Origin of the sequence: Flammeovirga pectinis (assembly GCF_003970675.1) — a bacterium.
Classification (GTDB): domain Bacteria; phylum Bacteroidota; class Bacteroidia; order Cytophagales; family Flammeovirgaceae; genus Flammeovirga; species Flammeovirga pectinis.
On the sequence record NZ_CP034562.1, the window covers coordinates 4505569 to 4527774 of the forward strand.

The following is a 22206-nucleotide window of genomic DNA, read 5'->3' on the forward strand; positions in this document are numbered from 1 at the left end:
TTGTTTCAAAGGGAGGTACGTAATAAAAAAACTACCTCTCTAAATTTCATTGTAATATAATTATTGAATTACAAAAATAATTTCACGTTTAATTTTTTTAATCATGAAAGTATTTATAATAGTCAATTTGTTTTTCTTTCAATATCAATTTCTATTTGGTCAACAAAGAAATAATGTCTTAGATAGTGTAGAAATAGAGTGTTATTATGATCTGAATTTTAAAGAAAGTACGTTAGATTCTAACTATAATTCTGCAGTATTTATATTATTAATAGGTAAAAATCATGTATCTAAATTTACTGAACATTCTAAAGAGATAAGAGATGCAGCATTAGATACTTTCGGGATAATAACTAAAGAACAAGGTATGCAAGGAGGTTTAAATTTTCTTGCATCATTACCAAAATCAAAGTTTAATTATTCAATATTTAAAAGTAATGGTATACTGGAGTTTAACGACCGCCTTTTTGGTGTAAACTACACTTACCAAGAGAAAATAGAGGATGTAATGAAATGGAAATTACATTCAGATAAAAAAATAATAGCTAATTATAGGTGTCAAAAAGCAACGGTAGGTTATGCGGGTAGGGAGTATGAAGCATGGTTTACAATGGATATCCCTATTTCAGAAGGTCCTTATAAATTCACGGGGTTACCTGGTTTAATTGTAGAGCTTTATGATCTTAAAAAGGATTATCACTTTAAGCTTACGTATTTTAAAAAAAGTACTCTACAGAAACCCATTACAAAGCCTATTCTTTCAGAAGCTCAAGTAACGCATCAGAAGTATTTAAAAATTAGAGACAAAGCGTTTAAAAATATACGAATTAGTATTCAAAATTCATCTGTGGGAGCTTCTGTTACTGAAGATGTGCTAATGCGCTATGAAAAGAAAATGGCAAGAAAGGATAATCCAATGGAAATCTATAATGAGAAAGCAAATTAATAGGGTTGCTATTACTTTTGGTTTAGCAATTTTACCAATGCTAAGTAATGGTCAGTCTCTTATTAGTGGGTATTTGGAAGATGAAAATCAATTACCAATTATAGGTGGAAGTATAGTTCTTTTAAGCAAACAAGATTCTAGTATTTTAGATTATGCAATTTCTGATGTGGATGGGTATTTTGAAATAAATTCGAGAAGAATAGAAGAGAAGATGTTGTGTATTCGTTTTTTAGGGTTTGAAACTAAATTTATACACCTTCAAAGCACAATGTATTTAGGCAGAATCACCTTAGCAACAAAAACCGAGGTTTTACAGGAAGTACTTATCAAAAACCCACCAATTGATGTTTTAAATGACACTATAGAATATTCAATTCAATCTTTTGCTAAACAAAGTGATTATTCATTAGAAGATGTACTGAAGAACATGCCCGGTATAGAAGTTTCTGAAACTGGTACTATTAAGTATCAGGGAGAGTTGTTGAATAAATTTTATATTGAAGGTGTTGATGTTTTAGAGGGAAAATATGCCTTGGCAACAAAAAACCTTTCACATGAAAAAATTGCTTCTGTTCAAATCTTAGAGCATCATCAACCAATTGCTATGCTTAGAGGTAAACAAATAAATTATAAACCATCTATGAATATCGTATTAAAAGGTGCTTCTGTTTTTAATGGTAAAGTGGGTATTTATGGAGGGATAGATGTACATAAAAAAGGCCTTCTACAATTGAACGTGACACCAATGTTTTTTTCTAAATCTCATCAATTTATTGGGTCTTTTCAGTTTGATAATACAGGGAAAGAGATTTTAAATCAATTGGAAATACATACATTTATTAAAAGTCCATTTAATAAGGATAATTTTCATTTATATGTTACAGATTACGCTATTCCTTTTCTTACCAAAGAACGAGGTTTATTGAATCAAACTTCTTTAAGTACAATTAATGCAAGTGCTAAAACAAAGAAGGGGACTATGAAAATTAATGTTGATTATCTCAATGATGAACAACGGCAAAATGTAGAAAATCAGCGTGTTTATTTTACTACCAATGTAGATACTATTTTAAGGAGTCAGCACAGTGTAACAGTAATTGATGACCTTTCTGTAAAAGTGATTTATGAGATAAATACAGAAGAGAAGTATCTCAAAAATACAACCCAATTACAGTACAAAAAAAACAATGAATTTACCCAGGTACTACAATTTTCTGATACTATAAATCAGCCTATTTTACAGGAAACAATAAAGGTGGGAAATGTCTTAAACGGCAAAGTAAAAGTAAATGAAACAATCTTTTCTGTAAATAGTGAATTGTATAGTAGCACTTCTAATGAGACTATTCATTTTATTGATACATTAGAGAATTTACATAAGCAATTGATAACAACTAATTACTTAGAAACGAAACAAGAAATTGCCAATAGTTGGTTTATTGGGCCAATAATGATTGAAAATAAGTTGGGTTTTCAGTATAATCATACACAGTTATTATCCAATATTAATGGAGAGAATAATGCGTATTCATCTACATTATTTACTAACAATCAGAATACAGATTTTTTAGAGGGGTATGTTCAAGAACAGTTTACGTACAGTTTTTCAAGAGGACAGATTGATTTAAAATTTCCCATTGCCTATCAATTTATTAATTTAGAAAATACGCCTCATAACGTTGATCAATCAAAACAGGTTTTATTTATTGCACCTAAGCTATTTGTATCATGGGATATTAGTAATAATTTAACGGTAAAACTAAATAGTAACTTCTCGACTGACCCTCAGTATTCATCAATTTATTACGGGATAATTGTAGAAAATTATACAAGACTAAGTAAAAATGCTTCGCCTATTTATTGGAATAAGATGCTCTTGAATTCGGGTAATTTGCAATATAAAAATCCATCTTTATTACTTTTTGGTTACATTACTTATACCCATAAAATTATATTTAGTGATTATTTAAATGAAGTGCAAATAGGTACTCAAGGAGAGATAATCACTACTTTGATAGATGAGACGAATGAAAAAAAATACCAGATATTTAGCATTAATGGGAGTAAGGTAGTGGTTAATAAAGTGTTGTCTGCCTCTTTAAAAATTGATTTTAGCGATACGAAACAAGAACAAATAGTAAATAATGAGATTATTGATTTTAAGTTACAGCAGGTCAAATACACCGGGAAATTAGATCTTTATCCACTTACTTGGTTAAATGTAAATATCTCAGCAAGTAGAATGATAAACCAGAATGTTACGTATTCTTCCTTATCAACTTTAGATAATTTGAGTTGTGAATTGAATTTAAATTTGGCTGAAAATTTCTTTTCATTTAATGTGCACTATATTTTACCGTCAAACTATTCATCAGTTACTTTTTGTGATTTTAAGTATCAGTTTAAACAAAGAAAATATTCGTTTTCTATTGCAGTAAATAATGTTTTTAATCAAGAAACATGGGCAATGAAAAACGTCAACTCATTGTATCAAGAAGATATTACTTACAAAATTCGTCCTCTTCAAGTAGTAGGAGGTATAACCTATAAATTTTGATTTTATGCTTAAAACAATGATGATATCTATCTTGCTTGTACTACTTTCAGTATCAATTTATGCACAAGAAAAATTAGTAGTAATTAAAGAACCTTTTACTATGGGTTTCACGCCCTCAAAAGATGTAGCATTCCGACTTGAAACAGGTACAATTTTAGAACTCGTCGCCAACGATAATGAAGCTTATTTTTTAGTAAAACAGTTTACTTATGAAGAGTTTAAAGAACGTATACTGAAAGTTAAAAAAGCAGATGTTGAATTTTATACTACGGTTAGTCAAGATTCTGTAAGTCAGGTAGAAGGAGGAGAATAGTTGATTTAAATTATAGAGACAACCCCTTTCTATTCCATTATTTTAGAATAGAAAGGGGCTTGTTATCTTAATTATTAATCTTCCTCTTCATAATCTGCAAATTCCCAAGGAGAATCTATGTCTTTTCTGACAGCACTTTGGCCATAGCTTAAAATATGTACATCATTTAAGCTTTTATCTTTTTGTACTAAATCTCCTAAAGTGATTGTTTGTACATTATCAATATCAGGGTGTTCTTCACTATGGAATTCCCAATCACCATCATGCGTATGGTAAACCCATAAGATTGGGTTGCCTTGTAAAGTGTATTTTGTTGTATAGACTTCTAATTCTTTCTCTTCGTAGAATTTAAAATCAGTATTTCTATCTAATAAGGGTTGATTAAATTTCCATTCTTCATCAAATTGCTTGTCCCAAGGGAAATGTCCCTGCTTATCTGTCCATACTAATTGAAGGGCAGGGAAATTAGGCGTATTATCATAGAAATAGCTGCAATAATCGAGGTAATTGAAGTAATTGTCTTTTGCAACTTCCACAAATTGTACAGGGTATTTATTAAGAATATCACTGTAATCTGTAGCAGTAGTATACGTTGTCTTCTTTTGGATATTCTGACAAATAGTATTTAAAGCTACTTGCATTACTTCTTTTGATAACCCGAAAATGATTATTTCTGGGTGGTTGTAAGTTTTATATAATCCAATAGTAAAAGCAAACGAAGGTAGGTACTCATCTCCATCAATTACACCAAGATGATACCCATGCTCCTTTATATTTTTAGTAATTAATTGCTCTGTTTCTATATCAATAAAATTGTCGATTTCCATTGCGCTATTTTTAGAATGAAATCAAATTTAATAGACTAAACTTATAACATCACCTTATTCCAAATAAAGTTCAGAAGTATTAGCTTATTGGCTATAAATATAATGATAGCTAAAACCTTTCTATCCAATTAATTAGAAAAGTTTTAGCTATTAGTTTTATTAGCTACACTATTCAATTGTGTCAAAATGACAAATAAAGTATGCAATTTTGTCATAAAAATCTATTTGGATATATTTTTGTTTAAAAAATAATCATATAGTATTTAAAAATTAAACAAAAAGTAAGATGAAAATTTATGTCTTTAAGAAAGTAAAAGCAATTATCAAAAGAAACTTAGCTCTAGATGGAGAGTTAAACGGATCTAACTTTACCGAATATGCCCAAATGAAATATGGGATACGTTCTGGTAGTAATTGTATTTTAGATAACAACAATAACGAAGTTATTGTAGAAGCTACTAAAATCAGCTTTAATGAGTTTTATCTTTATTATAAAAGAGCAGATGAATTAACTCAAAATGAGTCAATGGTTATTGAACGTTCATTAAAATAAGAAGTTTATATTTTAATTGGGATTTGAACATGAATTTTTCAAATCCCTTTTTTTATAGTACGACATTTGAATATTACCTACAAGAAATTTCTTTTTAGAGAAAGTATGTTCAGAAGTATTACCGTATCAACCTTCTATTTCTAGTTTAAAATCCATTTCAATTATTGCTTCACTTTCAGATGCAGTACGTATGTGTGCTGCTCTTTTGCACATACTTTTAGAAAGACTTTCGTTTATTATATGAACGCCATCACTGTCAGATGTAAAACTATGTGCCATTTCTTTACTGACACCTAATTTTTTGGCTGTTTCTAGTACATCTTGATTTGCACCTATAAAAGTAATACTCCATTTTTTCTCTTTAAGTGCATTTATTTTTTTATTAATCTGAGTGATGGTATACTCTTTAGATGCATTTTCTCCACCATCTGTCATGATTACTACAACCGGAAATTGAAGAGAATTAGTTGTAGTAGTTTTTAGACTTTTATTCAACTTTTTAATGCCAAAACCAATAGCATCGTGTAGAGCAGTTAATCCTCTTGGAGGAAACTCATTGCCTGTAAACTTTTGAACTTTACTTGGTTTCTTCCTAAAAACTACCCATTCAATTTCGTCGTCAAATACCAATAGAGAAATTGTATATTGTTGTTCTTTATTGTCTTGGTTCAATCTTTTAATGGTAGAAATCTGTTCATTTAAACCATCGATGGTTGCTTTCCAACAACTATCCATAGAGCCAGACCTGTCAAGGATTAAAAGGTAGTCTGTTGAAATACATGTTTTTGTGATTGTTTCTTTTACTTTTTGCATCTTACTATCTTTAGTGATAAATTAATAATTACAATTTTAAACTAGCTTAATGCATTCTATCTGCATTGAGAAAAATAATCTGATATGCCTGCTAATCTTAATGCATTAATTCGTTATCGAACAATAAATAACTGTCTACATTCCAATAATTTAGGGTGCAGTTTAGGACTGTTAATTGAACGTTGTTCTGATGCTTTATCAGATGCAAAAGGGAAAATTACAAGTATTTCTAAAAGAAGTATTCAAGAAGATATTAGAATTCTTAGAAGTGATATTCTAGGTTTTAACGCACCTATAATTTTTGAGGAAGGGAAATATTTTTACGATCCTAGTTCATATAGCATTTATGAATTACCCATTAGTCATAAAAATACTATTATTGGGTTGATCAACCTTTTGATAGAAGAAAAAGAGAATATAAAGAGCCAACGAGTTGATGTTCTATTAAAGCAACTTAAGGAGATGGTGCAGTTTGAAAAGGAAGAAGAAATGCAGGTGCAAATAAACAGTTCTCAATCCATACAAATGCCTCTAGAAAATGAAATTGATATGTTAGAGGAAATTGAAGAGAGACCAATTGAAGTGAATAGAAAACTTAGAAAAAGTAAGAAAGTTCGTGCTATGAGCTTCCAATCAATTACAGAGGAGAGTAGTATCTCTTGGGGTGACTTCTTATCAGAATTATAAAAAAAGAACATTTCTGTATATATATAAAAATCCTGTCAATAAGCTTTGTGGCTTACTGACAGGATTTAGGAGTTTAATCTTCTTAAAAACTTAGTTTTTTGAAGCTGACTCTTTTTTTAATTTTTTCAATTTTACTGACACAATAATCTCAGAAACACCTGTGTTGATTAATGCGAAACTTGCAATAAATGCAGTAGTCATACCTGCTAGAGCAATATTAGAAAGCAAAGAGAATCCTAAAAGAACACCAACAATGCCAGAGAATAATATCCAACCCCAGTTGCTAGAGTGGTCTTTGTATTCAATTGCTTTACCAATTGAGTTAAAACCTTGTAGCATTACATAGAAACCTAAATAAAGAGGTAAAGTTGTTATAGAAAGTGCTGGATTAGCAATTAAAATTGCACCTAAAACTGCAGTAAAAATACCACCAACTAAAGACCAACCCCAACCAATCATATTTTTTCTATTAACAATGGCCATAATAACTTGAAGTGTACCGACCATTAAAAATGTAATACTAAATATATACGATAATGATACTAATGTAACCAATGGGTGCATTGCTGACCAAATGCCTAAACCAACAAATAATAAACCAGAGATTAAAGGAAGGTACCAATGCTTAATATCAAATTTGATTTCGCCGAATAAATTGTTCATGATGATGATTTTTTAAAATGTTAAAGTGTAAGTTCTCATTACTTGAGAGACATCTATATTAACGGAAGTTTTAGGGGGTAGTATTTGTAGATTATGATTAATATATAGCAGATATTAATTTCTTTCTAAAGTCTACTAAAAATTGTTACTGATGGAATAACATGTTTACTATTAGTTAATTGCAATCTGTAATTGTGCGTTTTATAGACCAAAGGAGAGCATTCTATAAAGCATCTATTTTGTGGTGAATTGATTTAGTGGGTAGAAGAGAACTTTAGGTATATACACTATATATTACTCATCTAGCATATGAGCATTAAAAATTGTATAACAAAAAAATCCTGTCAATAAGCTTATTAGCCTACTGACAGGATTTAGGAGTTTAATCTTCTTAAAAACTTAGTTTTTTAAATCAAACTCGTTTTTTAATTTTTTTAATTTTGCAGACACAAAGAATTCAGAGATACCTGTGTTGATTAATGCGAAACTTGCAATGAATGCAGCAGTCATACCTGCTAAAGCAACATTAGAAAGTAAACAGAAACCTAATAAAATACCTACAATACCAGAGAATAAAATCCAACCCCAATTGCTAGAGTGGTCTTTGTAATCAATTGCTTTACCAACAGAGCTAAACCCTTGGAACATTACATAGAAACCTAAGTAAAGTGGTAAAGTTGTAACAGAAAGTACAGGGTTTGCAACTAAAATTGCACCTAAAGCAGCAGTAAAAATACCACCAACTAATGCCCAACCCCAACCGATAGTTGTTTTTCTATTTACGATAGCCATAATAACTTGAAGTGTTCCGACTATTAGAAAAGTAAAACTAAATATATATGATAACGATACTAGTGTAACCAATGGATGCATTGCCGACCAAATGCCTAAACCAACAAATAATAAACCAGAGATTAAAGGAAGGTACCAATGCTTAATATCAAATTTGATTTCGCCGAATAAATTGTTCATGATGATGATTTTTTAAAAGTGTTAAAGTGTAAGTTCTCATTACTTGAGAGACATCTATATTAACGGAAGTTTTAGGGGGTAGTATTTGTAGATTATGATTAATATATAGCAGATATTAATTTCTTTCTAAATTCTACAGAAAACAGTTGCTGATAGAATAAAATATTTACTATTAATTATTTGCTACCTCTAATTGTGCGTTTGATAGACCAAAGGAGACAATTATTTAAAGCATCTATTTTGAGAGGTAATCATAAAGAGCTAGAAGAAATTTTTAGGTATATACACTATATATTACTCATCATAACATATGAGCATTAAAAATTGTATAACAAAAAAATCCTGTCAATAAGCTTATTAGCCTACTGACAGGATTTAGGAGTTTAATCTTCTTAAAAACTTAGTTTTTTAAATCAAACTCGTTTTTTAATTTTTTCAATTTTGCAGACACAAAGAATTCAGAGATACCTGTGTTGATTAATGCGAAACTTGCAATGAATGCAGCAGTCAAACCTGCTAAAGCAATATTAGAAAGTAAACAGAAACCTAATAAAATACCTACAATACCAGAGAATAAAATCCAACCCCAATTGCTAGAATGGTCTTTGTATTCAATTGCTTTACCAACAGAATTAAATCCTTGGAACATTACATAGAAACCTAAGTAAAGTGGTAAAGTTGTAACAGAAAGTGCAGGGTTTGCAACTAAAATAGCACCTAAAGCAGCAGTAAAAATACCACCAGCTAATGACCAACCCCAACCAATCATATTTTTTCTATTTACGATAGCCATAATAACTTGAAGTGTTCCGACTATTAGAAAAGTAAAGCTAAATATATACGATAATGATACTAATGTAACCAATGGATGCATTGCCGACCAAATGCCTAAACCAACAAATAATAAACCAGAGATTAAAGGAAGGTACCAATGCTTAATATCAAATTTGATTTCGCCGAATAAATTGTTCATAATGATGATTTTTTAAAAGTGTTAAAAGTGTAAGTTCTCATTACTTGAGAGACATCTATATTAACGCCATCTTTAAGATTAGTATTTGTAGATTATGATTAATATATATCAGATTATTATAAATAATGATTTTGTGAGAAAATCGTAGAATATCTTTAGCTTTGTGCTTTTAAACTAGACTCAAGTTACTTTTAGTGGTTCTGTAACTATTATCACATAGGCTCTCAATTAAGAAATATACATTTGTACTATCATCAAACTTTAAATTAAATATAATTACATAATACTATGCTCTGCATCAACTCGATGACCAAACTCGATTGCCCTTATTTCTGAGGTATCACATCTATTACATATTAAAAGTATAATTACATTCATTCGCTTATCATATTCTAAATGAAAAAGAATAGTATTCTAACAGTACTTTTTGTAGTGTTAGCCTTACATAGTTTTGCCCAAGAGAAACTGCTCTCTATGGACGAAGCGTTACAATTAGCTGTATCTCAGAATAGAGATATAGAACTTAAAGAAGTAGAAGTTAAATCTGCTTTGATGGATTATAAAAAGACAAACAAAGTCTTTTTACCTAAAATAACTCTTTCAGAAACGGGAGTAAGTACAAATAACCCACTGAATAGTTTTGGTATTTTATTACAACAAGAAAGAGTTACTGCTGCAGATTTTAATCCAGATAGATTAAATAATCCAGACGATATCTCTAATTGGAATACTAGAGGAGCTATAGAAATGCCTTTATTCAATTTAGATGGTATTTATGGCAGAAAGGCTTCTAAAGAGGTGTATAATGCCAAAATTCAAGAGGCAAAAAGATTGCAAGAGTTTATTCTTTTCGAGGTAAAGCAACATTATTATATGTTGTCGCTAGCAAAAGACCAACAAATTGTTTTAGAGGAAGCTATTGCTACGGTAGAAGAGGCTATGAAGGTGGTGGAGAATAACAAAGCAAATGGCTATGCAAAACAGTCTGATGTATTACAAGTGAAAGTGAGAAAGTTAGATCTTCAGTCTAAGTTAGAAGAAGCCAAAGATGGTGTAGCTACTGTGAATGATTATCTAGTTTTTTTACTTCGTTTACCTGAAAATACAACCATAGAAATTGAAGATAAATTAACGACAATAACTACAGATGTTGCTAAAATAGAACAAGAACATGTATCTCTAGTACGCGCTGATTTAATGGCAATGAATTTTGCTGTAGAAGCACAGAAAAATATGTGGAAAATGAATAAATCAAAATTTGCACCACGTATAAATGCTTTTGGTCAGTACGATTTTAACGATCAACACATTTTTGGTACAACGGCACAAAGTTACCTTGTTGGGGTTTCTTTAAGTTGGACAATCTATGATGGCGGTAACCAGATAGCCACATCTCAACAAGCAAAATTAAATTGGGAGAAGGCGACGTTAAATTTAGAAAAGGAAAAATCTAAAGCAGACATTGAACTGAGAAAATCGCAACGTAAAGTTGTTACTGCCAAAACAAGAATAGAGATGGCAGAAATGGCGAAAGAAGAAGCACAAGAAAGCTACAGAATACTGTCGGATCGTTACAGTGTAGGTTTAGAAAAAACACTTGATCTATTAGCTGCCGAGACAGTAAAATCAGAAAAGGAATTGGCTTATTTAAATGCTGTATTTACTTACAACATGGCTATTTTCCACTTAGACTTACTTGTACAAGAATAAACAACACGCAAACAATGAAAAATCAAAGATATACTATAGCCGCATTTGTTTTCCTTTTATCCTTAGGGGTATTTACTTCATGTGGGAATTCTAATGAGCAAAAAGTGACTACAGTAGTTACTCCAATAGTAGTAACTACTTACACCGTAACAAACAAGGCAATTGCTACAGAAAACTCTTATGCAGCCGAAATTAAAAGCGAAAAAATTACCCAGTTAAGTACAAAATTGATGGGTAGAATTTACAACTTCAATTTTGAAGCAGGAGATCTAGTACCTAAGGGCAAGGTGATTGCAAGAATAGAAAGTGCAGGTATTCAATCCTCAAAAGCAAGAATACATGCACAAGTAGAAATGGCAGAAATTGGCCTTAAGAATGCTGAGAAAGATTTTGATAGAATTACCAAGTTACATCAATTAGAAAGTGCTACAGATAAAGAATTAGATGATATTACCACTCATTTTTTATCTGCAAAAGCACAATTAATCTCGGCAAAAAAAGCAGAAGATGAGGTAAACGCCAACTTATCATATACTTTAATAAAAGCACCATACAATGGGGTTATTACTAAAAAGTACATGACGGGTGGCGATATGGCAACACCAGGAATGCCTATTGTTGAGTTTGCATCTAGTGCATCGTTTAAAGCAATAGCTACTATTCCATCAGCCAAAATAAATCAATTTAAAAAAGGAGAAACAGCACACTTTATTGTAGATGCAAATGGTAAAACATATACAGGGAAGGTAAAAAGAATTGTGCCGTCTGGAAGTTTTAATGGCGGACAGTTTAAGGTGGAATTTACTTTAGACTCTCAGAAAGGACTAAATAATGGGTTATATGCTAAGGTAACTACTGCCCAAGAAGTGACAGAAAAAATAGTAGTACCAGCAGAAAGTATCTATGTAAAAGGACAACTTACAGGAGTGTTTTTAGTAAACATGCAAAAAGAAGCATCTTTAACTTGGGTAAGAGTAGGAAAAAAATACGATGATAAAATAGAAGTTTTATCAGGAATTCAGTCAGATGATATTGTAATTACGCCTTTGCCTGTATCTCTTTATGACGGCCAACCAGTAAAGTATTCATCTCAAAAATAATTTGTCATGCAAAAAGGAATAGCAGGTAAAATTGCAGAGGTCTTTATCAACTCTAAGTTGACGCCTCTTTTGATGTTCGTTTTTATTGGGTTGGGTATTTACGGAAGTGCTTTAACACCAAGAGAAGAAGAACCACAAATTGATGTGCCGATTGCCGATTTATTTATTGGTTACCCTGGGGCAACGCCAGAAGAAGTAGAGGCAAGAATAGCCAAGCCAATAGAAAAAATGGCGGCAAATATTAAAGGGGTGGAATATGTTTACTCTACTTCTATGAATGAACAGGCAATGGTAATTGTTCAGTTTTTAGTAGGAGAGGATATTGAAAGAAGTATAGTGAAACTCTATGCAGAACTTGATAAACATAAAGCACAAATGCCCAAAGGGGTAATGCAACCTATTATTAAGGTAAGAGCAATTGATGACGTTCCTGCATTGTCTTTAACATTCCATAGCGATAAATACGATGATTTTATGCTTAGACGTATCGGGGAAGAAGTGGGTACTGAAATAGCAAAAATTAATGATATAGCACAGGTAAAGGTGATTGGTGGGAGAAGCAGAGAAATGCGTGTGGAATTGGACAGAGATAAAATGAAATCTTTTAAGGTAGATCCATTACTAATCGCTCAGCAAATTCAGGCAGCAAACCAACAAATGTCTTCTGGGACTTTTAATCTAGGAAACACCAACTTCTCGGTTAAATCAGGTGCTTTTTTTAAAAATATTGATGAGCTGAAACATCTAGTTATTGGTGCAAATAATGGTAATCTTATTTATCTAGATCAAGTAGCCAATATAATTGACGGGCCTGCTGAACCTATTCAGTATGTACGTTATGGCAATGGGATTTCTAGTAATAAAAAACACAAAGGTGATGTGTCCGCAATCACATTATCAATTGCAAAAAGAAAGGGAGCCGATGCAATGAAATTAGCAGATTTGGTCCTTTCTAAGACAGAACATTTAAAAGAAACTCTAATTCCGAAAGAGGTAGAAGTTACAGTAACAAGAAATTACGGAGAAAGTGCATCGCATAAAGTAAACGAACTTTTGATGCACCTAATTGGGTCTATAATAGCAGTAACAATTGTTGTAGCGCTCTCTATGGGTTGGAGAGGTGGCTTGGTTGTGTTTTTATCTGTGCCTGTAACATTTGCGCTTACGCTTTTCTCTTATTATTTATTAGGTTATACGTTAAATAGGATCACACTTTTTGCCCTTGTTTTTGTAACAGGTATAGTGGTAGATGACAGTATAATTATTGCAGAAAATATGCATCGTCATTTTAAAATGAGGAAACTCCCCTTTATGCAAGCAGCATTAGCTTCTATAAATGAAGTCGGAAACCCAACAATATTGGCAACATTTACGGTGATAGCATCAGTATTACCAATGATTGCCGTATCTGGAATGATGGGTCCTTATATGAGTCCAATGCCTATTGGAGCTGCATTTGCCATGTTTTTCTCTTTAATTGTAGCATTGGTAATTACTCCATTTATAGCTTACAGATTATTAAAAGGAGACAAGCATAACGAAGATGAAGTATTTAAGGTAGAAAATACCGCGATATATAAAGCATATAATAAAATGATGCGCCCACTTATTGAACGTCCTGTTTTAAGATGGACTTTTATTGTGAGCATCACAACTATGTTACTAGGTTCACTTTCTATGTTTTATTTTGATATGGTAGTAGTAAAAATGCTACCATTTGATAATAAAAATGAGTTTCAAGTGGTAGTAGATATGCCCGAAGGAACACCATTAGAAGAGACCTATCAGGTAACCAAAGAATTGGCAGCCTATATAAGAAAACAGCCAGAAGTAGTGGCGTATCAAATGTATGTAGGTACATCGTCGCCAAATACATTTAATGGTTTAGTAAGGCATTACGATTTAAGAAGAGGGCCAAACGTTGCAGATATTCAGGTTAACCTTACAGATAAAGGAACACGTAGTTTGCAAAGTCATGATTTGGCCAAAGCAATGCGACCTGGTATTCAAAAATTGGCAACACAATTAGGAGCAAACATCAAAATTGTTGAAGTCCCTCCTGGACCTCCAGTACTGTCTACTTTAGTGGCAGAAATTTACGGACCAAATTTAAAAGGACAGGAAAAAGTGGCAGAACATGTGTACAATGTCTTTGAAAACTCAAAAGATATTGTAGATGTAGATGCCTACACAGAAGCAGATCAGATTGAATATACTTTTGATGTAGACAAAGAAAAAGCAGCCTTGGCAGGTATATCTACTCAACAGATAGTACATAGTATGAATGTTGCTTTACGTGGGTACAACGTTAGTAAAATAGAAGCTCCTCTTGATTATGGTGAAGTGCCTATAAAATTAGTTCTTAAAGAAACGAATAGAACATCGATAGAAGACCTTAAAAGTATCTCTTTAAAATCTATGCAAGGGCACATGGTTGCTGTAGGAGATCTTGTAAAAGTACATCAATCAATTCGTCCTAAGAGTATTTATAGAAAGAACCAAAAAAGAGTAACGTATGTAGTAGCAGACGTTGCGGGTAAAATGGAATCGCCTATTTATGCCATGTTGGGTATAGATGGTGAGCTATCTTCTATCATTACACCAAATGGAAAAGCATTAACGCAAAATTTTACATCAGTACCTTTTCTAGAAGACGATTATGTATTGAAATGGGATGGTGAATGGCAAATTACATTCGAAGTCTTTAGAGATTTAGGAGCTGCATTTGCGGTAGTTTTAGTCATCATTTACATGCTAATTGTTGGGTGGTTTCAAGATTTTAAAACACCTATTGTAATGATGGTAGCTATACCACTTGCTATGGTGGGTATCTTAGTAGGCCACTGGATGTTAGGAGCTTTCTTTACGGCCACATCTATGATAGGTGCAATTGCATTGGCAGGAATTATGGTTAGAAACTCGGTGTTACTGATTGATTTTATCAATATAAAATTAGAAGAAGGAGCACCCTTAAAAGAAGCTGTTATAGAAGCAGGAGCAGTAAGAACAATGCCTATTTTATTAACGGCAGGTACAGTGGTAATTGGTGCATTTGTTATCTTATTCGATCCAATTTTCCAGGGTTTGGCCATTTCATTAATGGGAGGTACAATAGCCTCTACAGGCTTAACTTTATTGATAGTTCCATTAGTCTTTTATATGACTGAAAAGAAGAAATATCAAAAGTAATTGATGCTATATTAATTTATAAACTAAGGTTGAAGAACGGAATTTCCTCTCTTCAATCTTAGTACATTTAAATCCTTATTCACTTAAAAATATTTGATATGAAACTGGTATTTATCTTCTCTATTGATGAGGGAAAGCAAACAGAATTATATGCCTTATTAAGTAAGGTAGGTGTATCTACCTTTAGTGAATCTAGCGTAAAAGGAATTTATACAGATGTAAATCCTGCAAGTTTATTCTTTAGTAATAAAAGCATTACTGCAACATCTAAGATGGATATTGTCGCTGCTTCAGACGAACAAGCAACAGAAATAATTTTAGCAATAAACACTTTGAATACAACTAAAGGTAAATTTCCTATTCATGCTTATACAGTAGATATAGAAAATATGACAAAGGCTTAGGAACAGTGGTATTTGAATAAAGAAAGAGGGTGTTTCATATACTGCAACACCCTCTTTCTTTAGCTTTATGGATTAACAAGTTTCATTACATTAGTGCCAAAAATAGCTTCACCATTTTTAGTTATTAATAGAAATTCATGATCAGATATTGCTCTAATTTCAGGTCTAATATCACGAAGATAAATTGGGTTTTTGACTCCTGGTTGGGGTGTGTCGTAACCAATAATGTCATCTTCATTAGGGTAATTAGCTGGCTTTGTTTTGGCAACTTTTCCATTACCAGTTCCAGTGATATAATCGTTTACATCTAGAACAAAGTCATATACTACTCCGGTAAGCTCTATCGCATTATAAGTTCTACCATTAATGGTTGCAGGTGTTTTTCCTGATTCCCATTTATCGGTTAATTTATTGTATACTTTACCATTACCATCAATAAGAATTGTTTTCTCTAATCCAACAATTTCAAATGGGGCAGGTTTATCAAATTTTGTTCTTTTAGCAAAATCATTACGTTCAACAACTATACCACTACTATTTAATTTATTGAATGGTTTATGTTGATCTTTAATCATTCGAACTCCATTTACTATATGAGAATATTGATCTCGTCTCAGTGAATTAAAACTAACTATTTTATCTTCTTTACCTGTGTGTAAATTGACTTGATAACGAGTATTACCTTTTATAAGTAAAAGAACAATACCCAAATCATCTCTTTTTAAAGTTTTACTTTGTATTATGTTAACATAATCATAAAATTCCCAATCATCATAACCAACTATTTTATGATTAAGTGGTAACTCTTTTAATTTTTTTCCTATGTATAAAGGAAGTATCTTCTTAGCTAATTTGATTTCTTCCAATCTATCTTGCTCTTCTTTTAACTTTTTTTCGTCCTCAAGCTGCTTAATTTTATCTTCAAGTAATTTAACTTGATTAGTTAAGACGTCATATTTTTTCTTTTGTTCTGCAATCGCCTTTTTTAATGTTACAATTTCTTTTGAGAGAAGGGTATTATTGGAATTTGATGAACTAAGTTTTGTGTCGGAATCAGTTAATTTACTTTCGGTTGCTTTTAATTTATTGATATTTGCTTCAACATCATCCGTTAATTTTTTTGTTTTACTTTGAAGTGCAGTAATAATATCATTAAGACCTTTTTCATCTAATTTTAATTGGCTATTATCTAACTGTAATTGTTTCAATAAATCTTCAACAGTTTTGACTTTACCATTTAGTGTAATGATTGTTTTATCATCAACTGTTTGTTGGTTTTTTAATTGTTGATTTTCAGCTTCAAGCTGTTTAATTTTATTATTTTGATTACTTGAATTTTTTTGATTGTTTACCTGATCTGTTAACTTCTGATTGTCATTTTCAAGTTGTTTGATCTTATTATTCAAATCCTGAGTAACTTTTCCGGAAGGTTTTTGATGTTCCTTATTATCATTCTCAAGTTGTGAAGATTGATCAGATAATAATTCAACTCTTTTTTTAAGTTCAGCTTCTTTTTTTGATATAGCGTCTAGCTTCGCTTTTAAGTCTTTATTTTCTGCTAAAGCAGTTTTATCTTTAACTACAACTTCTTGAACTTCTGTTACAATCTCTTTATCTTTTTTACAGCTAACAAATACTGTAGAAAGACATATACCAATAAGAATAATTTTATTTTTCATACTTTTTTTAGTTTAATGAGTCATATTAGAGACATCTTTAGATCACTAGTGAACAAAAAGATTGAGGTTTGTTTACAATAAGAAAAGGAAACGGTAGTAATTGATTTGTAGTAACATACCTTTTATCTCCCTCAAAGATTAATTATATTGATCTATGAGTTCCTCAAAAAATAACTATTCTTCTACCCAAAAATGGACATTGTTAGCAACCATTTTAGCATCGTCTTTGGTGTTTATAGATGGCACAGCTTTAAATGTTGCATTACCTGCATTGCAACGTGATTTAAATCTATCTGGAGCACAATTATTATGGGTAATAAATGGGTATGCTTTATTTCTTTCAGCACTTTTACTTTTAGGGGGTTCTTTAGGAGATTTATACGGTAGAAATAAGATTTTCCTTATAGGGTTAATACTGTTTTCAGTATCTTCTTTCTTTTGTGGAATAGCCCAATCATCGTATCATTTATTGATTGCAAGGTCGTTTCAAGGGGTTGGAGGAGCTTTACTTACACCGGGTAGTTTGTCAATTTTAAGTGCACATTTTGATAATTCTAATCGAGGGCAAGCCATTGGTTTATGGTCTACATTTAGTGCCTTAACTGGTGTATTAGGACCTATACTTGGTGGTTGGTTAGCAGGAATGGGGCTATGGAGAATAATTTTCTTTCTCAATATTCCACTTTCAATAATGGTTTTAATCATTATGCTAACAAAAGTACCAGAAACTAGCAATAAGAATGCACAAAAGTTAGATGTTTGGGGTGCGTTATTTGTTGTATTAGGACTAACTGGATTAACATATGGTTTTATAGAATCAGCTAGTTTAGGTTTCTTTCATCCCATTATAATAAGTTCAGTTTTTATTGGGTGTGCATCTTTGGTACTATTTATACTCGTTCAGAAAAGGAGCAGACACCCCATGATGCCACTAAGCCTATTTAAATCATCTACATTTAGTGGTGGAAATTTACTGACGTTATTTGTTTACGCAGCTATGGGAGGCGTACTTTTCTTTGTGCCCTTAAACCTTATTGATATTCAAGGTTATAGCGAAGTAAATACGGGTCTTGCTATGTTACCTATTATTATTTGTATCGCATCAATTTCACCTTTAATGGGTAAATATGTAGATAAAAATGGATACAGAAAACCGTTAATTGTAGGACCTATTATTATAAGTATCGGTTATTATTTATTTTCATTGTGTGGAATAACAAACGGAGCGGAGGAGTATTGGACTACTTTTTTTCTCCCTTTTTTAATACTAGGAATAGGTATGGGAATTACGGTTGCTCCGTTAACAACATCTGTAATGGGTTCTGTTTCGGAAGAAAATATTGGCGTAGGTTCTGGCGTAAATAATGTAATTGCAAGAGCAGCAAATGTTTTGGCTGTAGCACTTATGGGAGCATTAGCATTGTATCTTTTTACCGCTTATGTTACAGATGGAATTAATGCATTAGAATTAGGACAGCATATAAAGCAAGAAGTGATTGTTGAGGCAGTAAATTTTACAGGAGCTAAAGTACCATCGGATGTAATTATAGATCAAAAAGAGACGATAGCAATTTTGTATAAAAATGCATTTGTCGAGGCTTTTAATCAGATAGTATATATAGCAGTTGGACTTACTTTATTGTCTAGTGTTGTGAGTTATAGAATGATTAAATAGTCAGGCTGTTTGCTATATTTCTATCTTTTCAGTAACAATATACATATTTAACTTTCCATTAAAAGACTCCCAATTTTATTTCTGTAAAAGTGATTTTTAACACTGGATAATGCTGCGGAGATTGAAAACCATTTGCTATCATCTTCCAATTTTTCACTATCAATCCATTGTAAACTTACAAATGCTTTTTCTAGATTCTTTTTCAAAACAATAGAATACTGAGATAAGTCTACGGTATACCACCCTTTAAATCCATCTTTTACTTCGAATAAAATATCTTGTTGGTTAATTAAATCAGATGGTTTGCCTTTTGCAGTGGCATAGAGGTTGAGGCGAAAACGAATGGTCTTAAATTCATTTCCAGAAATGTGGAAACTGAATGCTTTTACATTACAATCCTCCTTAATTGTAATAATTGTTCCTCTTTCTCTTCCTAGTCTATCTTCTATAACCGAATCACTAGCAGTATAAAACATACTATGCATTATAGGCAAAAATGTATGTATTTTACCAAGTTTTTTTAATCGAGGATTGTCATCTTTTTTACCCTTCTTCTGACGAGAATTGATAACAACATCATTAAGTACTCTTGTGCTTGGAACTAATTTTAGAGTTATGTTTTCCTCTCGAAGTGTATCGATTAGTATGGACTGTTCTGTATACCCAATGCAAGAAATTATGCAAGTTGTATTATCTATTTGATATGATTTTGGAATTGCTATCAAAAACGAACCATCCAAATTAGAAACAGTACCAATACTAGATCCTTTAATTCCAATATTCACATAAGAGACTGCTTTGCCATTTTCAGTATTAATTATTTTTCCTTTAATTATTTGTTGCGAGAATGATAAGAAAGAAAGACTTATAAGGAGAGAAAGTACGATTAATTTCTTGTTCATGCGGATGTATTATTCTGAATAGATAGATATGAAGAGTATTACACCTTAGACCTTACAAAAAGAAATTTGGTTGTAAATAGCTTCTTGAAAAAATTTAATGAATTGGGTGTAGATAAGTTAATAGATATAAATGTCTTTGGCTGCTCGTTAATGTAAGCTGTCTTTAGAGCATACAAAAACAAAAATATTCAAACTATGAAAAAGATTATATTACTCTCAGTATTAGCATTTAATGTTTTCTCTTGTAAAGATAAAGAAGAGCCAAAACCTGCAGTTGAAGAAATAATTAAAAAAGAATTAGTTCAAACAAAAGTAGCTGATGATAAACTTCTTAAAGAAGACGCAGAAGTTAAAGCAGATAAAAATACGGTTGATGTAACATCTCCTGTTACACCAAAAAAACCTGGAAATACGGTTGTTAAAAACTCACCAGTAGTAACAACACAAAAAGGAAATGGAGTTAGTAATACGGGGTCAACTAAAAGTGGTTCAACTACAATAGTTAAGGTTAATCCGACTAAACCTACACCTTCAACTACTAATACAAATGGTGCTGTTAGTTCAACAGGAATTTCAAATTTCACAAATACATCGAATTCAAGTAATTCGTCTTCAACTCCAAATCAGCCTAAAGTTGAAACAAAAATAATTAAGAGTTCTTCTAATAAAGAACTTACTGTAATTACTGATAAACATTTAGGTTCAGGTATTGCAGATATGTATTTTAATCTTGATACTAAAGTAAAAGCAGATCAAGTAAAAATGGATGCTAAGAATCAACAATATGCAGCTTTATCAGCTGAAAAATTAAAATATAACAAATTAGCTTCAGATTTTTTAAGTAAGAGTGAAGCGGCTGATAAAAAAGTAACCGAACTTTATAATCAAAGTAAAGCAAAATATAATGAGATTAATTCTTTAACGTGGGATGCAAGTAAGAATGCACCTGGTTTTGATTGGACTAATTTCCATCCCACTAAAACTCGTTTAGAAAAAGAAAAAGAAGATTTGGATAACCAAAGAATGCCATTTTTAGCACAAGCTAGAGAATTTGATAAAAAATATAGACACAATGAGTCTCTTGCAACTGACGCAAGTATAAAAATGTCAACACTTGGTATTGAACTTAACAACGAAGGTTTAAATCATCAAGCTGATATAGATAGATTAAATAAGATGATTAAAGCTTACGGAATTGTAGTGAAGTAATTCTTTATTCTATAAATATAAACGCCAAAACAGTTACGTTTTAAAGATTATTTATCTTTTTACGTAACTGTTTTGGCGTTATAGCAAACTCTTCTTTAAATGTATTAGTAAGGTGACTGGCATGTGTAAAGCCTAACTGATCTGCAATTTCTACAATTGGTAAATCGGTGCTTTTTAGCATATTGAAGGCATTGTCTAATCTAGATTTTTTAATAAACTTGTGCGGACTTGTTCCAAAAACCTTTTTAAAATTACGATGAAAGTTGGCAGTACTTACACCAAATTTTTTAGTGATATCATGTATTTCTATATTGAGAGAGAGGTCTTCTAATAGAAAATCTCTAATAGCAATCATCTGATTATAGTTGTAATCTGATATTCCATAGTTTTCTGGCGTAGTAAATCTATTTTTTATCTGGATTAAGAAATGTGTTGCCATTTCTAACGACTTTGAAATACTATAACCAATAACTCCTTCATCAATTTCTTGACATTTGAAAAGCTCGTCTATACCTGCTTTTATTTTTGGAACCATGCGTTCATGTAAAATGATTTTTTTATTGGAGTTGCTTATTTCATCTAACTGTTCTTTTGTTAGTGTAGTATAATCATATAACACGTTAAAATTTATTCTAATGGATACCATTTCAACATACTGATTGGCAGACATAATGGTATCTAAAGGTAAACCAGTGTTGTAAAGTATAACTTCGTCTGATCCAAATTCATTAAGAGTAAGTGTTTTTTTAATTGGATCTATTACCGTCTTATTTCTTATAAATTTTAAAATAATCCAATTTTCATCCTTTTTTATTTCTTCGTAGTAAACTTGCTTAACGTTTGTGGTTTTAATTATAGAGATCTCAAAGCCAGGAAGAAGGTCATAATACCCAAGATAAATAGAGTTTCCACCGTTTTTACCTCTAAATCTAAACCGGTTATGTTCTGCATTAGGGAAAGCCTCTTTTAAATTTTCGAAGGTTTTGCTAATCCCCATACTTCTTGTAGGTATATAAATTTGATCCATTTTTTAG

At 31.5% G+C, this 22206-nt stretch carries 19 protein-coding genes; 11 read left to right on the top strand and 8 right to left on the bottom strand.

What is annotated here, in order from left to right; translation table 11 throughout:
* Positions 1–103 precede the first annotated feature (103 nt).
* From EI427_RS17805 to EI427_RS17815, 3 genes are read left to right on the top strand one after another with little or no spacing between them, the layout of a single operon-like run.
* Entirely contained in the window at positions 104–946 is an 843-nt protein-coding gene (locus EI427_RS17805; RefSeq protein WP_126617287.1) for a GLPGLI family protein, read from the top strand.
* Positions 930–3503, top strand: coding sequence for a hypothetical protein (locus EI427_RS17810; protein WP_126617289.1), 2574 nt, complete (start codon positions 930–932; stop codon positions 3501–3503). Before EI427_RS17805 ends, EI427_RS17810 begins: the two co-directional genes overlap by 17 nt.
* 16 nt (positions 3504–3519) lie before the next feature.
* The gene (locus tag EI427_RS17815) at positions 3520–3816 is read left to right on the top strand and encodes a hypothetical protein (RefSeq protein WP_155523300.1); all 297 of its coding nucleotides are present in this window, start codon (positions 3520–3522) and stop codon (positions 3814–3816) included.
* Between the two features lie 74 nt (positions 3817–3890).
* On the opposite strand, the gene EI427_RS17820 is transcribed toward EI427_RS17815, so the two are convergent.
* Positions 3891–4643: a DUF4262 domain-containing protein gene (locus tag EI427_RS17820; RefSeq protein WP_126617293.1), complete on the bottom strand. Its 753-nt coding sequence runs from the start codon at positions 4641–4643 to the stop codon at positions 3891–3893.
* 286 nt (positions 4644–4929) lie between these two features.
* Here EI427_RS17820 and EI427_RS17825 point away from each other — a divergent pair, with 286 nt between their 5' ends.
* The gene (locus EI427_RS17825; RefSeq protein ID WP_126617295.1) at positions 4930–5196 is read left to right on the top strand and encodes a hypothetical protein; all 267 of its coding nucleotides are present in this window, start codon (positions 4930–4932) and stop codon (positions 5194–5196) included.
* Between the two features lie 126 nt (positions 5197–5322).
* On the opposite strand, the gene EI427_RS17830 is transcribed toward EI427_RS17825, so the two are convergent.
* Positions 5323–6009: a vWA domain-containing protein gene (locus tag EI427_RS17830; protein ID WP_126617297.1), complete on the bottom strand. Its 687-nt coding sequence runs from the start codon at positions 6007–6009 to the stop codon at positions 5323–5325.
* A gap of 84 nt (positions 6010–6093) precedes the next feature.
* Here EI427_RS17830 and EI427_RS17835 point away from each other — a divergent pair, with 84 nt between their 5' ends.
* Complete coding sequence (locus tag EI427_RS17835) at positions 6094–6696, top strand: hypothetical protein (RefSeq protein ID WP_126617299.1); 603 nt, start codon at positions 6094–6096, stop codon at positions 6694–6696.
* Between the two features lie 90 nt (positions 6697–6786).
* On the opposite strand, the gene EI427_RS17840 is transcribed toward EI427_RS17835, so the two are convergent.
* The 3 genes from EI427_RS17840 to EI427_RS17850 form a co-directional block, all read right to left on the bottom strand.
* A complete protein-coding gene (locus tag EI427_RS17840) occupies positions 6787–7359 on the bottom strand; it encodes an HdeD family acid-resistance protein (RefSeq protein ID WP_126617302.1) in 573 nt (190 codons plus the stop codon).
* 399 nt (positions 7360–7758) lie between these two features.
* Positions 7759–8331 (bottom strand): HdeD family acid-resistance protein, encoded by a 573-nt coding sequence (locus tag EI427_RS17845; protein ID WP_126617304.1) that lies wholly within the window; start codon positions 8329–8331, stop codon positions 7759–7761.
* Between the two features lie 400 nt (positions 8332–8731).
* Positions 8732–9304, bottom strand: coding sequence for an HdeD family acid-resistance protein (locus EI427_RS17850; RefSeq protein WP_126617306.1), 573 nt, complete (start codon positions 9302–9304; stop codon positions 8732–8734).
* Positions 9305–9700: 396 nt separating this feature from the next.
* Between EI427_RS17850 and EI427_RS17855 the strand changes: the two genes are divergently transcribed.
* From EI427_RS17855 to EI427_RS17870, 4 genes are all read left to right on the top strand, one after another.
* Positions 9701–11014 carry a TolC family protein gene (locus tag EI427_RS17855; protein WP_126617308.1) on the top strand — a complete coding sequence of 438 codons (1314 nt, stop codon included), beginning with the start codon at positions 9701–9703 and terminating at the stop codon, positions 11012–11014.
* A gap of 14 nt (positions 11015–11028) precedes the next feature.
* Positions 11029–12114, top strand: coding sequence for an efflux RND transporter periplasmic adaptor subunit (locus tag EI427_RS17860; protein ID WP_126617310.1), 1086 nt, complete (start codon positions 11029–11031; stop codon positions 12112–12114).
* A gap of 6 nt (positions 12115–12120) precedes the next feature.
* Positions 12121–15303: an efflux RND transporter permease subunit gene (locus EI427_RS17865; RefSeq protein ID WP_126617312.1), complete on the top strand. Its 3183-nt coding sequence runs from the start codon at positions 12121–12123 to the stop codon at positions 15301–15303.
* Between the two features lie 98 nt (positions 15304–15401).
* The gene (locus EI427_RS17870; protein WP_126617314.1) at positions 15402–15707 is read left to right on the top strand and encodes a hypothetical protein; all 306 of its coding nucleotides are present in this window, start codon (positions 15402–15404) and stop codon (positions 15705–15707) included.
* A 65-nt stretch (positions 15708–15772) separates the two neighbouring features.
* On the opposite strand, the gene EI427_RS17875 is transcribed toward EI427_RS17870, so the two are convergent.
* The gene (locus tag EI427_RS17875) at positions 15773–17386 is read right to left on the bottom strand and encodes a coiled-coil domain-containing protein (RefSeq protein ID WP_126617316.1); all 1614 of its coding nucleotides are present in this window, start codon (positions 17384–17386) and stop codon (positions 15773–15775) included.
* A 154-nt stretch (positions 17387–17540) separates the two neighbouring features.
* Between EI427_RS17875 and EI427_RS17880 the strand changes: the two genes are divergently transcribed.
* Positions 17541–19061, top strand: a complete 1521-nt coding sequence (locus EI427_RS17880) for a DHA2 family efflux MFS transporter permease subunit (RefSeq protein ID WP_126617318.1) — start codon at positions 17541–17543, stop codon at positions 19059–19061.
* 47 nt (positions 19062–19108) lie between these two features.
* Here EI427_RS17880 and EI427_RS17885 read toward each other — a convergent pair whose 3' ends face one another.
* The gene (locus tag EI427_RS17885) at positions 19109–19963 is read right to left on the bottom strand and encodes a carboxypeptidase-like regulatory domain-containing protein (protein ID WP_126617320.1); all 855 of its coding nucleotides are present in this window, start codon (positions 19961–19963) and stop codon (positions 19109–19111) included.
* Between the two features lie 195 nt (positions 19964–20158).
* Here EI427_RS17885 and EI427_RS17890 point away from each other — a divergent pair, with 195 nt between their 5' ends.
* Positions 20159–21172, top strand: coding sequence for a hypothetical protein (locus EI427_RS17890; protein ID WP_126617321.1), 1014 nt, complete (start codon positions 20159–20161; stop codon positions 21170–21172).
* Between the two features lie 40 nt (positions 21173–21212).
* Here EI427_RS17890 and EI427_RS17895 read toward each other — a convergent pair whose 3' ends face one another.
* Positions 21213–22199 carry a helix-turn-helix domain-containing protein gene (locus tag EI427_RS17895; protein WP_126617323.1) on the bottom strand — a complete coding sequence of 329 codons (987 nt, stop codon included), beginning with the start codon at positions 22197–22199 and terminating at the stop codon, positions 21213–21215.
* Between the last annotated feature and the right edge of the window lie 7 nt (positions 22200–22206).